This window comes from Nocardia arizonensis (genome assembly GCF_001310275.1).
Lineage (GTDB): Bacteria > Actinomycetota > Actinomycetes > Mycobacteriales > Mycobacteriaceae > Nocardia > Nocardia arizonensis.
Genome location: NZ_LGYZ01000084.1, coordinates 59379 through 72526 on the forward strand (window position 1 = coordinate 59379; position 13148 = coordinate 72526).

Sequence of the window (13148 nt, forward strand, 5' to 3'; positions counted from 1 at the left end):
GCTTCAACTCCTGTCGCGATCGGACGGGTCCGTCCTGACCTGCCCCTCGTGGTGATCGGGCGCGTCACAGCGACCGATCCGTACCTCGTTGTGGACCTCGGCCCGCGGGAGTAGTTCGCGCACCACGGTTTCGAGCATCCCTCGGCGATGTTCGGATTCGACTTCACCATCGATGATGACGGTCTCACCGCGGATCGTGACGCGGATTCCGAGTTCACATGTGCGCGGATCTTCGGCCAGCGCGCGGCGCAGATGCGCCACCGTGTATTGCGGAGGTTCCCTCACCGGTCGCTCCTCTCCTGTTGGTTCGTCTCCCCGGACGCACCGTCCACCTGCGAAGCGGTGACGATCTCGAGATCGAGGAGCAGCCCGAGGAAGGCCCGCGCGTACGGCGACTGGCGAGTCTGCTCCGCGACCTGCGCCCAGTCCACTTGCTCGCGCAGATCACGGGCGATATGCAGCAGCGGCGCGAAATTCAGTCGGTGCGCGTCGAATACCAGCATCTTGTCGACCATGAGGTCGGTGCCGCTCACCACCGGCGCCTTGGCCGGTCCGATGCGCATGGTCGTCGCCCGATTCAGCAGTTCGTCGGTGACCGGGCGGTCGTTGGGCCGGTAGATGACATCCACCAGCACGTTGCCGGCGTACACCTTGCGCAGCCAGTCCTCCGGCGGATCGCACACTCGCAGCCCGGCCCGCGCGAGACTGCGCACCGCCCGGTCGCAATCGCCCGGCTTGACCAGCAGATCGACGTCGTGCTGTGAGGCCGGACCGCCCCGGGCATACACCGCGCAACCACCGGCGACCGCGAACGGGACATCCGCCGCCGCGAGCGCGTTGACCGCCCGCGTCAGGGCATGCAGCAGTTCATCGATGCTCACCGACATGGACGGCGGCTACCCGCGGTCCGCCCGGTCAATCAGCACGACCGCGCGAATGCCGTCGGCTCGACCCGGTCGCGATTCCGGCATGGGCCGGACCGAACGCGGCGGACGACGATGTCACGCCGTCCGCCGCGAGTCGAACGAGCCGATCTCTCGACGCCTACCCGACGAAACGGGAACGAATCCGCCCGGATGACCGGATTGCGGGGACGCGATGCGGGTACGCCGAGGTGGGAGGCTGTCCGTACCGGTGAAAGGGGTCGTCATGACAAGCACACGGGGGCAAGACGTGGTCGACGTCCTGACCGCGCAGCACCGTGAGATCGAGGCGCTGCTCGAGCGGCTGCGGGCCGGCGGCGGCGACACCGAGGCGCTGTTCGGCGAACTGGTGCGCTCGCTGGCCGTTCACGAGGCCGCCGAGGAGTTGGTGGTGCATCCGCTCGCGCAGCGGGCGCGTTTCGGGGCCGAGGAGATCGTCGAGCCGCGTCTGCGCGAGGAGAGCGAGGCCAAGCACGCGCTGTCGGACCTGTGGCATCTCGGAGTGGAGCATCCCGATTTCCCCGACAAGCTCGCGGCGTTCGCGGACGCGGTGAGCGCGCATGCCGAACACGAGGAGGTCGAGGAGTTCCCGCTGCTGCGCAGGCAGTACTCGGCCAACGAACTACAGAACATGGCGCGGACGGTGCGCCGGGCCGAAGCGATGGCCCCCACCCGACCGCATCCGCACACCGGCACCTCCGCGCCTGCGAATATGCTCGCGGGTCCGCCGTTGGCCGTCTTCGACCGCATCCGCGACGCCCTGCGCAGACACCACTGAGTTCGGAGGCGCTGGTCTCAGGTGCGCTGCGACCAAGGGTAGATCCACCAGACCGCAACGAACAGCACTCCCGGTCACGGAGCGGCCAATCGGGGTCGGCGCGATCTTGCCCGGCGATCTCGTGCGCTATCCGGCAGGCGCGACGCCTTCGGAGCGAAAACGCCTGCTCCGCTTGTTCTTTCAATCGGCGCGCGCATCCGTCCGCCACGCGGGCGGCGGTGCGCGCGAATCAGTCGGCGGACGGTGCGAAGGTCAGGAACTCGGTGACCGGGCGGCGCGGGGTCTTCGGGTAGAGGCGGTAGTTGTCGCTGGTCCCGATCCGCACGACGACCTGCGGGTCGAGCGGATGGCGGATCAGTCCCGCGAGGAGTCTGCGGGCGGCGGACAATTCGGTCAGGTGCGTGAGCGCGCAGGTGGCCTGCCCCGCGGTGGTGCATTCCAGCAGCACCGCCGAAAGCGCCTCACCCGCGCGCAGCCACTGTTCGGTCGTGTCGCCGTCGGTGCTGAGGACGATCAGTCGTGCCTCGTCCGCGGCCGGTTCGGGTCCGCTCGCCCGGCCCGCGGGCGGGAAGCTGCGTGCGATGGCCGAGTTCGCGGTGACCAGCGCCTGCGGCGGCACCCCTTGTGTCGGGTGCGCATGACCTGTCCACCAATGCAATTCGGCTTGGTACTGCATGTCGTAGCGCTGCACGGCCGCACTGTGTTCGGAGGCGGTGACCAGTCGGGATCGCACGGTGTCGTCGAGCACGTCCACCTCGACGTCATGGGGGGAGGCCAGCATGCGCAGCCGGTGTACCAGATCGTCCCAGCCGTCCGGGCGGTGCATGGCAAGGCGTTCGGTGTAGCGGCGGCCCATCGCCTCGGCGCGGGCGCGCACCCCCGCAGGCGGGTCGTTCCACGGGCGGAATTCGAGCACGGCGAGCCAATCGGGTCGCGCCGGATCGGGCATGCGCAGGATATCGGTGTGCCAGCCGCTCGCGGCGAAGGCCGTGCGGACGTGGTGCACCATGGCCCCGCAGCTGATCACCAACTGACGGCCCTCGGGATCGGCCACCTCGAGCAGCCGCGTGTCGTCGCGATAGAGCCGCAGGCTCGGCCCGTCACACACCCAGCGCCACGGCTGGGTGTTGTGCACCGACGGCGCGCGCGAGGCCGACCGCATCGCCGTGACCACGACCGAACGATCGGGCACGGTGGAGATATCACCACTCGTCATGGCTCAAGTCTGGTGACTTCCGGCGTCGCCGACAACGGCAATTGCTCTCCCGCCGAAGGGCATTTGGTCACGATCGCGGCGCGTCGGTCAGAGCAGACCGCGGCGGTGGGCATAGATGGCGGCCTGGGTGCGGTCGCGGACCCCGAGCCGGTTGAGAATGCTCGAGACGTGATTCTTCACCGTGCCCTCGCTCAGGTGCAGCGAGCGGGCGATCTCCCGATTGGCCGCGCCCGCGGCGAGCAACCGCAGCACGTCGGTCTCGCGTGGTGTCAGGTCGATCGGAGGCGGGGCCGTGCGGGCGCGCACCAGGGCGGCGAGCCGGTTGGCGACGGTGGCCGAGTACTGGTCGACCCCCGCGTGGGCGAGGCGCACGGCGCGGGCGAGATCGGGTGCGGGCAGATCCTTGAGCAGATAGCCCGCAGCGCCCGCGTGCAGCGCCCGGATGAGGTAGTCCTCGTCGTCGAATGTGGTGAGCATCAGGACGGTGGCGTGATCGCGCAGCCGGGCCGCGGCCTCGACGCCGTCGAGTCCGGGCATGCGGATATCCATCAGCACCACATCGGGATTCAGTTCCAGGGTGAGTTCCACCGCGGCGGCGCCGTCCTCGGCGGTCGCCAGTACCTCGATACCGGGCTGGAGCGCCAGCAGCGCGGCGATGCCCTCGCGGACGAGTCGCTCGTCGTCGACGACGAGGATGCGCACGACGCCGCTCATGCGGCGGGAACCGTTGCGAGCAAGCGGGTTCCGGTGGGCCCGCTGGTGATCGTGAGGGTGCCGCCGACCAGGTCGAGACGTTCGCGCATACCGCGCAAACCCTGCCCCTCGGTGGCCCCGGGCGTGAAACCCCGGCCGTTGTCGGCGATGTCGAGTACGCGTCCGGTGAGGTCGACGCGCACCGCGACCGTATCCGCGCCCGCGTGCCGCCGTGCGTTGGTCAGCGCCTCCTGGGCGACGAGATACAGTGCGAGCCTGGTGGACTCGCCGACCCGGTGTTCCGAGCCGGACAGTGCGAGTGTCACCGTGAAGTCGGTGTCTCGCAGCCGGGTGACCAGCGCCCGCAACGCGCCCGCGAGGGTGAATCCGTGCGCGTCGTCGTGCAGGGCGCCCACGGCGCGGCGGACCTGTTCCAATGCCTGCCGGGTGGCCTCCCGCCCGTCGCTGAGCGCTCGGTCGGCGGTATCCGGTTGCAGCGCGCGGTAGGCGGCGGCCTTCTCGAGCTGGATCGCGGTCACCACCAGGTGGTGGCCGACGGTGTCGTGGATATCGCGGGCCAGTCGCGCGCGTTCGGCCACCGTGGCGAGCGAGACGGCCTGGTCGGCGTATTCGCGCAGGCGGGCGTGTGCGTCGGACAGCTCGGTCAGCAGCGATTCGGCGCGGCTGCGTCCGGCCTCCGCCCGCGCGGCCAGCACCGCGAGGGTGAGCGCGAAGACGACGCCGACGGCGAACATCGACAGGTCGGAGAACGCCTCCGTATTGCCGCGCAGATCCGGCACCGCGGCGACCAGGACGCCGACCGCGAGCACCTCCGCCGCGCCGAGGGCGAAGGCGATGCGCGGTCCGAGAGTGAAATACGCGGTCAGCGGCAGCAGCACGAACAGCAGTTTCGCGGTGCCTCCGCAGTCGAAGACGGTGACCACCGTGAACAGCGCCGCGCGCACGGCGAGCATGGCCACCGCGATCGCCCGCGTGGGTGGCATGCGTGACTCGGCCGTTTCCAGTCCGCCCGCCAGGACGAGTCCGCCGGCGAGGACGGCCGCGTCGCCCGTACCGCAGTCCCCCGAATACGCGGCGACGAGTCCGGCCACCAGAACCGACAGGTAGAGAAACCACGCCACCCAGGTCAGTGCTCGCGGTCGGATCATGGCACCGAGCGTAGGGCCGGACGCGGGACCGCGGCAGTGGCGGGCGGGGAATTCGGTCGAAAGTCATGGGTCGCGCGGCACTTATCGACGTGCCGATCGGATTCCTAGCGTGAGGTCCATGCCGAGAAAGGACTTCGACATGGACACAACGTTATGGCGGCTCAGCGCGATCGCGGGCATCGCCTGCGGCGGCAGTATCGCACTCGCGGGCGCATTGGAAGCGGTGATCGGCCACAAGGTGGTGCTGACCCAGTTGCTCAACGGCGGTTCGGGACCGCTGGGCATCGGACTGCTGATCGGCCTGTACCTGTGGCAGCGGCATTCGCTCGGCCGCTTCGGGCTGGCGGCGTTCGTAGTGCAATTCCTGGGTTTCGGATATTTCGCGGGCGTCGCCTACGTCCGCAATGCCGTGCTCGTATACCTGGACCGCCCGACTCTGGACGCCTTGCTGGACGGCCCCGCCCGCTACGTCTTCCTCGCCACCGCCGTTCTCGCCCTCACCGGAATCTGGCTCTTCGGCGCGGCGCTGTGGCGTGCGGCTCCCGTTCCCAAAATCGCCGTGGCCCTTTACGTCATCGGTCTGTCGGGTCTGTGTCTGACCTTCCTGCTGCCCGTCGGGGTGGTGCGCACCGGTCACGTCCTGGGCGGCACCGGCATGATCTGGCTGTCGATCACCCTCCTGCGCGACGTCGCCCGCTCCCGACCGGCCGCCGACCTGCCGCATACCGCGCCCGCGCCCGCCTGAGCGCTCGGCGGGCGGATCGCTGTCGTATCCGGGGCGGCCCGTCCCGGATACCGGCGTGATCCAGGACGCCGACCACTCGGGCCTTTCGGCTCGGCTGATCTCAGGCGACCAGGGTGAGTCCGCGGGTGGTCGGTTCGGCGGCGGTGTCGCCCGCGCGGGCGATCAGACGGGTGAGAGCATCGGCCACCGCGTCGGGACGTTCCAGGATCACCGAGTGGCCCGCGCCCTCGACCAGGACGAGATCGGCGTAGTCGACCGAGGCGGCCATGGCGACGGAGTGGGAGGGCGGGGTCATGAGGTCGGCGGAACCGCACAGGACGACCGTCGGAATCCGGGACAGCATGGGCAGGACGTCGGTGCGGTCGTAGACCATGAAGGCGCTCAGGAAACTCGCCATCGTCACGATGGGTGTCTGGTTGTGCATGGCGTTGGCCAGGGTGAGTACGCGCGGGCTGACCTCGCGGTCGCCGAATTCGGCGGTGCGGATGACGGGGGCGAAGATCCTGCTCGCGAGCAGTTTGGCGTGGTGCATGAGCCCGGGAGCGTGACGGACGGCGGTCTGGAACGCCGAGACGATCGGATTGCGCAGCAGCCGCCCGAAACCCGCCTCGGCCAGACCGCCTGCGGCTGTCGCGATCAGGGCGACGCCGGTGATCCTGGTACCGATCTCGTGCGGATGACGCGCGGCGTAGGTCAGCACGGTCATACCACCCATGGAGTGCCCGACCAGCACTACCGGCCCGGTCGGCGCGACCGCCTCGAGCACGTCGTGCAGATCGTCGGCGAGCTGTTCGAGGGTGTAGGTCCGCCGGGGCGCGCCCGCGGAGTCGCCGTGACCGCGGTGGTCGTAGCACACCACCCGCGCACCCGGATACCTGCCGGTCAGCTCGTCGCGCACGGAGGTCCACGATTCCGACCGCAGGCAGTGCCCGTGCAGCAGCACGATCGTGCGGTCGGCGTCGCGCGGACCGTACTCGCGCGTCGCCAGCGCCACCCCGTCCCGAGTCGAGATCGCGACACGGCGTGCCGCCGGTACTGCGGTCGTGATCGGGATCGACATGGGAGGCTCCGGTTTGCTCTTGCGGTGGATGCCTCCCACTCTGCGCCGCCCCCGCCCCGGTTATCAGGTCCCCGAGTGCTGACTTCCCGGCCCCCAGGTGGACCCGATCACCACCAAGGTGTGGACCGGCGGCCGGGCGCCCCGCCGCCGCGCGGAGCCGACGACGGTCATCGGGTTCCGGCTCCCGCGTCGCGGCTGGAGAACACGTCCTCGACGTAGCGGTTCTCGGAAACGAGCCCCTGCCACCAGGTTTCGGCCTCCTGGACGGTAGCCGAGGTGTGCGCGAGCATGACCTCTACGAAGGCGCGGCGCACCGCGGGCGCGAGCACCTTCGCGTCACCGCAGACGTAGACTTTCGCGCCCGCCGCGAGCAGTGGCCACAGTTGCGCGCCCTCGGCCGCGATCCGGTCCTGGACATAGGTCCATCCGCGTTCGGGAGCACGCGCGAAGGTGGGGCGCATGGACACCGCGCCGCAGTCCTCGGCGGCGGTCAGCTCCGCGGCGTGCAGATAGTCGAGATCGGGAGCGTCACAGCCGAAATAGCAGATCGCGGGCGGTAGTTCGACCTGACGGCCGCGCAGGGCGACGCGGTCGGCGATCGCCGCGCGGAACGGCGCGAGTCCGGTGCCCGCCGCGACCATGATGATCGGGGTCCGCTCGTGGTCGGTGATGCGGAAGGAGTCACGGCACGGCGTGACCTTCGCCGACACCCGGGCCCCCGGGGTGAGCTCGTGCAGGTAGCGGCTGGCGACACCGGTGAACGACTCCTCCGGCGCGCCCGCGTGCGGGGCGGTGAGCAGCGAGACCATCAATTCGACCGCCTCCGGCGAGGCCGCGGGCGAGGAGGAGATGGAATAGTGGCGCAGCCGCATCGGGGGCAGCAGCGTGAGCAGCAGATCCCAGTCCACCCGGCCCGTGAGCCCGCGGTACCGTTCGAAGACCGCGACCAGCGAAACACCGGCGGGCGAGCCGGATTCGGCGTGCTCGACGAGCGCGTCTCGTTCCGGCGGACAAGGGTTCGCCGCGGCGAGCAGACGCAGCTGCCTGGCGGTCGGCGGGTCCTGTAGTTCGACGTGGTGTGTGAGCAGAGTGTGGACATCGACCGGACCGTCCACGGCGACGGTGTTGCGCCCGGCTCCGTCGACCGCGATGTGCAGTACGGTGTCGAGGTCGACGCCGAATGCCGCGGCCGCCCGTTCGACCAGCTCCGCGCCGTTGGCGGGCAGCAGCGTGAAATGGTCGCCGCTGCGATAGGTCGTCCCCGCGGGCAGCGCGACCCGCACCAGTCGCTTGGCCCGCGACGGCGCGTGCTCCTCGCGCACCAGACTGTGTGCCGCGGTGACCGTCATCGTTTCCAGACCGTGGCGGGTCCGCAGTCCGCGCAGGGAGGTCGGGTCGACCTCGGTGACGCGGTAGCGCCGCGCGGTGGTCTCCGCCGCCGGATTCGCGCCGTCGAGCCGCGCTCGCACGCGCTCGGTGAACCGCTCGACCACATCGGTGCCGCCCATCGACACGTCGACCTCGGTGAGATCGGCCAGCCGCGTCGCGCCCGCGCGCGCCAGACCGGCGTCGATCAGACGCGGCACCCGCTGATAGGTCGACGCCCAGTTCCGGTCGCCGAGTCCGAGCACCGCATACCGGACCTGTGCGGCCGCGCCCGCCTCGGCGGTGTCGAGCCAGGCGAGGAATTTCTTGGCGTCGTCGGTCGGATGTCCGTTGTAGGAGGCGGCGACCACGAGCACGTCGCCGCCGGGCAGCGCGCCCGCGGCCGTGTCGAGCGCGGCGACCGTCGGTGTGTAGCCGAGGGATTCGAAGGCGTCGGCCAAATCCTCGGCATGCTGCACGCCGGTGCCGAGATTCGAGCCGTGCAGGATGGTGAGCGGGGTTCCGGCGGCCACGGCGGAAGTTGTCGTCGCGGATGGCTTGTCGCCCGCACCGGCGGCAACACGATCGGTGCGGCGGCGCAGTGTCATGGTGAAGCCGACGGGTTTGAGCGTGAGGGTCTGCTGGACGTTCAGCGTGTAGTCGGCGTGATCGAGGAAGTGGTAGCGGTGCACGAGCAGACCGAGCATGAGCGCGCCCTCGTGCAACGCGAACTGCTGTCCGATACAAGCGCGCAGACCCGTGCCGAACGGCTTGTAGGAATCCGGCGGGCGCGCGGCGATCCGCTCGGGGGTGAAGCGCGCGGGATCGAACAGTTCGACATTGTCGCCCCAGACCGGGTCGCGGTGCAGCATCGCGGTGACGACGCTGATGGTCTGGCCCTCCTCGACCGGGTACAGCCCGGCGAGCACCGTGTCGCGCAACGGCCTGCGGTCGAAGGAGGGCGCGGTGGGCCACAGGCGCAGCGCCTCGTGCAGGATCTGGCGGATATAGGTGAGTTTGCGCACCTGGGCGTAGGTCGGCGCCGGATTCGGATCGGAACCGAGTACCGCGTCCACCTCCTGTTGGGCCAGGTGCAGGACCGCCGGATTCTTCATGAGGTAGTACAGGGCGAACGACAGCAGGCCCGAGGTGGTCTCGTGTCCGGCGATGAGGAAGCTGATCACCTGGTGACGCACGTTCACCAGATCGAGCAGTTCACCGGTCCGCGGATAGCGCGAGGTCAGCATGAGGTCGAGCAGATCGCCCGGTCCCGGATCGGTCGAGGCGCGCCGGGCATCGATGACCTCGTCGACGATGGTCGCCATGGTGTCGCAGTCGGTGCGGTATCGGGCCGTCTCGGCCGGATGTTCCTCGCCGGGAGCCCAGTTCACGCGGATGCGGCTGTAGGTGAGCGCGCCGTTCATGGCGCCGACGAAGGGGTGCGGCTCGTCGCGGGCGAAGGAGTCGAAGTCGTAGCCGAAGCCCGCCAGCCCGATGGTGTCGAGGGTCATCTTGGTCAGATCGCCGGCGACGTCCACCGGCGCCACCGCGGCCATGTCGTCCCATTTGCGCAGCAGTTTGCCCGCGGCGGCGAGCATGAAGCCGTGGTAATTGCGCATGGCGTCGAGGGCGAAGGCGGGCAGCAGGATGTGATGGGCCTTGGCCCAATTGGGTTCCTCGGTGTACGCGGTGAACAGGCCCTCGCCCGCGTAGTCGCGGGCGAAGCGCAGACCCGCGCCGAGATCCTTGCCGAAGCGGCGGTCGTCGCAGACATCGGTGACGAGGTCACGGGAGGAGATGAACAGCGGCGCGTAGTCGTCGCTGAGCCGCCAGCGGAAGATCGGGCCGAGGCGGCGGGCGACGCGGATCACCGCGAGGCTGTAGCCGTCGACGCCGAATTCCTCGGGTGTGACCACGGCGTCGGGAACGGCCGGGGCGGCGGGCGGGCGGGCGGTGGGCGCACTCGAAGTCGGCGAGGCAACCATGGCGAAGTCCTTGTCAGCCGTAGAGGGTGTCGATATCGGCGGCGAAATCGGCCAGGATCTCTGATCTGACCAACTTCCCCGACGGTGTGAGATGCCCTGATGCGACGCTGAATTCGGTGGGCACGATGCGGAAGCGGCGGATGGACTCGGCGCGCGAGACCTGTGCGTTGGCGGTGTCGACGGCGCGCTGCACGGCCGCCTCGAGTTCGGCGCGGGACAGAGCCGCACGGGCGACCTCGCGCTGGTCGAGGACGATCAGCGCGGCGATATAGGGGCGTCGGTCGCCGACGACCACGCATTGGGCCACGAGCGGATCGGTGCGCAGCGCGTCCTCGAGTGGCGCGGGCGCGACGTTCTTGCCCGCGGAGGTGATCAGGATGTCCTTGCGGCGCCCGGTGATACGGATGAATCCGTGCGGGTCGATGGTCCCGAGATCGCCGGTGCGCACCGAGTGCGGTCCGTGATCCACTGTCGCGGTGTCGATCTCGCCCCAGTAGCCGGGCGAGACGTTGGCGCCGGTGATCACGAGTTCGCCGTCTGCGTCGACGGTCACGCTGGTGCCGGGATTGGCGCGGCCGACGGTGCCGGTCCGATTGTCGTCGGGGCGGTTGATGGCGGCCGCGGCGGCGGATTCGGTCATTCCGTACGCGCCGAGGATCGTGATGCCGCGGCGGCGGAAGGTCTCGTGGTGGTCGGCGGACATGGACGCGCCGCCGCAGATGATGTACTCCAGTGCCTCGACGGCCGCGGCGTCGAGGCGATCGGCATCGGGCGGCGCGTCCGCGGCCAGCGCGCTTTCCACCTTCTCCAGCAGGTACGGGGTGAGGGCGAGGAAGGTCGCGGGCCGGTGGTTCATGGCCCGGACGAGGTCGCCCGCCCGCGCGATCGTGGTCGCGGTGCCGCCCGCGAGCAGCGTGGCCAGCAGGGTCGAGCGCCCGTACATGTGCGCCAGCGGCAGCGCGATGACCGTGCGGGGGACGGCGCCGTCCGACGGTACGAAGATATCGCGCACGGCCGCCGCGACATTCGCGGTCGCGCAGTACACATTGCGGTGGGTGAGCACGCAGCCCTTGGGGGAGCCGGTGGTGCCGCTGGTGAAGACGACGGTGGCGATGTCGCGCGCCACCACCGCCGCCTCGATCGGTCCGGGTCGAGGGTCCGTCGCGATCGGGTCGATGAAGGTCGTGATGCCCGCCTCGGCCAGTACCGCACGGCGCGCCGGGTCGTCGGCGACCGCGACCGTGGCCCCGGTGGCGGCGACGATCTGCCCGACCTGTTCGGCCGAGCCGGTGGGGTAGATCGGGACGACGACGACACCGAGGCGCAGCGCCGCGTAGTCGGCGACGATCCAGGCCGCACCGGTGTCGGCCATGATCACCAGCCGGTCACCGTGGGCGAGGTCGGCCGCGCGCAACCGGATCGCGCAGTCGGCGACCAGGTCGGCGAGACGACCGTAGGTCGTCGTCTCCCACCGGTCGCCGACCAGGTCGTCGAGGGCGACGCGGTCGCGGTGCGCCGCGCACACCGATTCGATCGCGGGCCAGAGACTGTCGCCGTCGGCGAGTAGGGCGGGCGATTCAGGCATCGCCGTGGTCCGCGGCCAGTCCGAAGACGAAGTCGAGTTGCGCCTTGCCGATCAGCGCACCGGTGCCGTCGTAGACGTATGCCTTGGCGTCGCAGGTGAACCGGCCCGGTCGAGGTTCGGCCAGTGCGCTGTCGAGCAGTCGCCGGTCGACCGTCGCGACGATGCGGACATCGCCGGTACCGGGCTTGAGGAAGGCGATCCGGCAGTCCTTGAGCACGAACATGGTCAGCGCGCGCAGCTGCCGCGCGGCCGCGCCGATGAAGGCCGCCGAACCGGCCATATCGCAGGCCAGGAAGAGCACGCCCGCGTGCAGGGTGCCGAAGGCATTGGTGAGTTCGGGGCGGTAGGCCACGGTGACCACGCCCTCGGTGTCGCCGACCTCGGTGATGTCGAGTCCGACGAAGCTGTTGTAGGGCACCGAACTTCCGAGTACGGCGCGCAGACCGTCGTAGTCGGGAGTATCGCCCGCGTAGGGATGCAATGCGGACAGCGGGTTCGGTGCGGTCGGTGCCGATGCGGGGGAGTTGCTCATATCCGGTGTCCTGTCTTGGCGTCGAAGTGGTGGACGAGGTCATCGGGAACGTGGACGCGGATGGGCCTGCCGATGGTCGGCGCGACGGTGGCGGGCACCTCGACGCTCCACGCGCCGTCCGCGCCGGTGCAATACGCCACCCGCCGGTCGCCCGCGAATTCGACGACGTCGACCGTCGCGTCGAAGGTCGGCCCGGAGCGCACGGTGTCGCGCGGATCCTCGACGAGGACCGCGTCGCCGGGACGCCAGCCGAGCACACGCCCGGGAGCGCCGACCGCCTCGCCGGGCAGCAGATTCATCGCGGGACTGCCCAGAAAGCCCGCGACGAACAGATTCGCCGGACGCCGCCACACCGCCTCCGGCGCACCGTCCTGCTCGAGCGACCCGCGATTGAGCACCACCAGGTGCGTGCCCATCGACAGCGCCTCGATCTGATCGTGGGTCACCAGCACGAAGGTGCCCTCGACCTCGCGGTGCAGCCGGATCAGTTCCGTGCGCGCCTGGGTCCGCAGATGCGCGTCCAGATTCGACAGCGGTTCGTCCAGCAGCAGAATCGGTTTGCGGCGCACGATGGCCCGCGCCAGCGCCACCCGCTGGCGTTCGCCGCCGGACAGCTCGCGGGGTTTGCGGTCGAGTTTGCCGGTGAGGCCGAGCAGATCGCAGGTGTCGCTGACCCGCCGCCGGATCTCGGCACGCGAGAGTTGCTTGCGCCGTGTGTGTTTGGCTTCCAACAGCAGGCCGAAGCCGACATTGCGGGCGACCGACATGTGCGGGTACAGGGCGAAGTCCTGGAACACCATGGCGACATCACGGTCGCCCGGCGGTATGTCGGTGACCTCGCGCCCGTCGATGTGGATCGCACCCTCCTGGGGTGTCTCCAGTCCGCAGATCATGCGCAGGACAGTCGATTTGCCACAGCCGGACGGACCGACGATCACGGTGAACGAGCCCGCGGGCACGGATAGTCCGGGCAGGTCGACGGCGAGTTGCGCGCCGTAACGTTTGCGCACGCCGGACAGTTCGATACCGCCCCTACGGGGCGGAGGCGGCGGCGTGGCGGGCAAGGGCGTCCGGGCCAGGGTGTCGGTGGAGTTCAT

At 70.0% G+C, this 13148-nt stretch carries 12 protein-coding genes; 2 read left to right on the plus strand and 10 right to left on the minus strand.

The features are described from left to right. Nucleotides 1–3 precede the first annotated feature (3 nt). Together APZ21_RS34780 and APZ21_RS19175 are read right to left on the minus strand one after the other, a co-directional pair. A complete protein-coding gene (locus APZ21_RS34780; RefSeq protein WP_063125166.1) occupies nt 4–285 on the minus strand; it encodes a BON domain-containing protein in 282 nt (93 codons plus the stop codon). Beyond that, nucleotides 282–887, minus strand: a complete 606-nt coding sequence (locus APZ21_RS19175; RefSeq protein ID WP_054814712.1) for a nucleotidyltransferase family protein — start codon at nt 885–887, stop codon at nt 282–284. The genes APZ21_RS34780 and APZ21_RS19175 overlap by 4 nt, the downstream gene beginning before the upstream one ends. A 262-nt stretch (nt 888–1149) precedes the next feature. Between APZ21_RS19175 and APZ21_RS19180 the strand changes: the two genes are divergently transcribed. Further along, nucleotides 1150–1701 (plus strand): hemerythrin domain-containing protein, encoded by a 552-nt coding sequence (locus APZ21_RS19180; protein WP_054814713.1) that lies wholly within the window; start codon nt 1150–1152, stop codon nt 1699–1701. A 229-nt stretch (nt 1702–1930) separates the two neighbouring features. Here APZ21_RS19180 and APZ21_RS19185 read toward each other — a convergent pair whose 3' ends face one another. The 3 genes from APZ21_RS19185 to APZ21_RS19195 all read right to left on the minus strand — a co-directional run bounded on the left by APZ21_RS19185 (nt 1931) and on the right by APZ21_RS19195 (nt 4779). Beyond that, a complete protein-coding gene (locus tag APZ21_RS19185; RefSeq protein WP_054814714.1) occupies nt 1931–2917 on the minus strand; it encodes an Acg family FMN-binding oxidoreductase in 987 nt (328 codons plus the stop codon). 87 nt (nt 2918–3004) lie between these two features. Further along, nucleotides 3005–3631 carry a response regulator gene (locus APZ21_RS19190; RefSeq protein ID WP_054814715.1) on the minus strand — a complete coding sequence of 209 codons (627 nt, stop codon included), beginning with the start codon at nt 3629–3631 and terminating at the stop codon, nt 3005–3007. Further along, nucleotides 3628–4779, minus strand: a complete 1152-nt coding sequence (locus tag APZ21_RS19195; protein ID WP_054814716.1) for a sensor histidine kinase — start codon at nt 4777–4779, stop codon at nt 3628–3630. The genes APZ21_RS19190 and APZ21_RS19195 overlap by 4 nt, the downstream gene beginning before the upstream one ends. 139 nt (nt 4780–4918) lie before the next feature. On the opposite strand from APZ21_RS19195, the gene APZ21_RS19200 reads away from it, so the two are divergent. Beyond that, nucleotides 4919–5524 (plus strand): hypothetical protein, encoded by a 606-nt coding sequence (locus APZ21_RS19200; protein WP_156371188.1) that lies wholly within the window; start codon nt 4919–4921, stop codon nt 5522–5524. A gap of 100 nt (nt 5525–5624) precedes the next feature. Here the strand turns inward: APZ21_RS19200 and APZ21_RS19205 are convergent, their stop codons facing one another. The 5 genes from APZ21_RS19205 to APZ21_RS19225 all read right to left on the minus strand — a co-directional run bounded on the left by APZ21_RS19205 (nt 5625) and on the right by APZ21_RS19225 (nt 13148). Continuing rightward, nucleotides 5625–6584, minus strand: coding sequence for an alpha/beta fold hydrolase (locus APZ21_RS19205; RefSeq protein ID WP_054814718.1), 960 nt, complete (start codon nt 6582–6584; stop codon nt 5625–5627). A gap of 167 nt (nt 6585–6751) precedes the next feature. Further along, on the minus strand, nt 6752–9934 hold the full coding sequence (locus APZ21_RS19210; protein WP_054814719.1) for a cytochrome P450: 3183 nt from the start codon (nt 9932–9934) through the stop codon (nt 6752–6754). A 13-nt stretch (nt 9935–9947) separates the two neighbouring features. Further along, nucleotides 9948–11519, minus strand: a complete 1572-nt coding sequence (locus APZ21_RS19215) for an AMP-dependent synthetase/ligase (RefSeq protein WP_054814720.1) — start codon at nt 11517–11519, stop codon at nt 9948–9950. After that, on the minus strand, nt 11512–12051 hold the full coding sequence (locus APZ21_RS19220) for a PaaI family thioesterase (RefSeq protein ID WP_054814721.1): 540 nt from the start codon (nt 12049–12051) through the stop codon (nt 11512–11514). The genes APZ21_RS19215 and APZ21_RS19220 overlap by 8 nt, the downstream gene beginning before the upstream one ends. Beyond that, nucleotides 12048–13148 (minus strand): ABC transporter ATP-binding protein, encoded by a 1101-nt coding sequence (locus APZ21_RS19225; RefSeq protein ID WP_082393265.1) that lies wholly within the window; start codon nt 13146–13148, stop codon nt 12048–12050. The genes APZ21_RS19220 and APZ21_RS19225 overlap by 4 nt, the downstream gene beginning before the upstream one ends.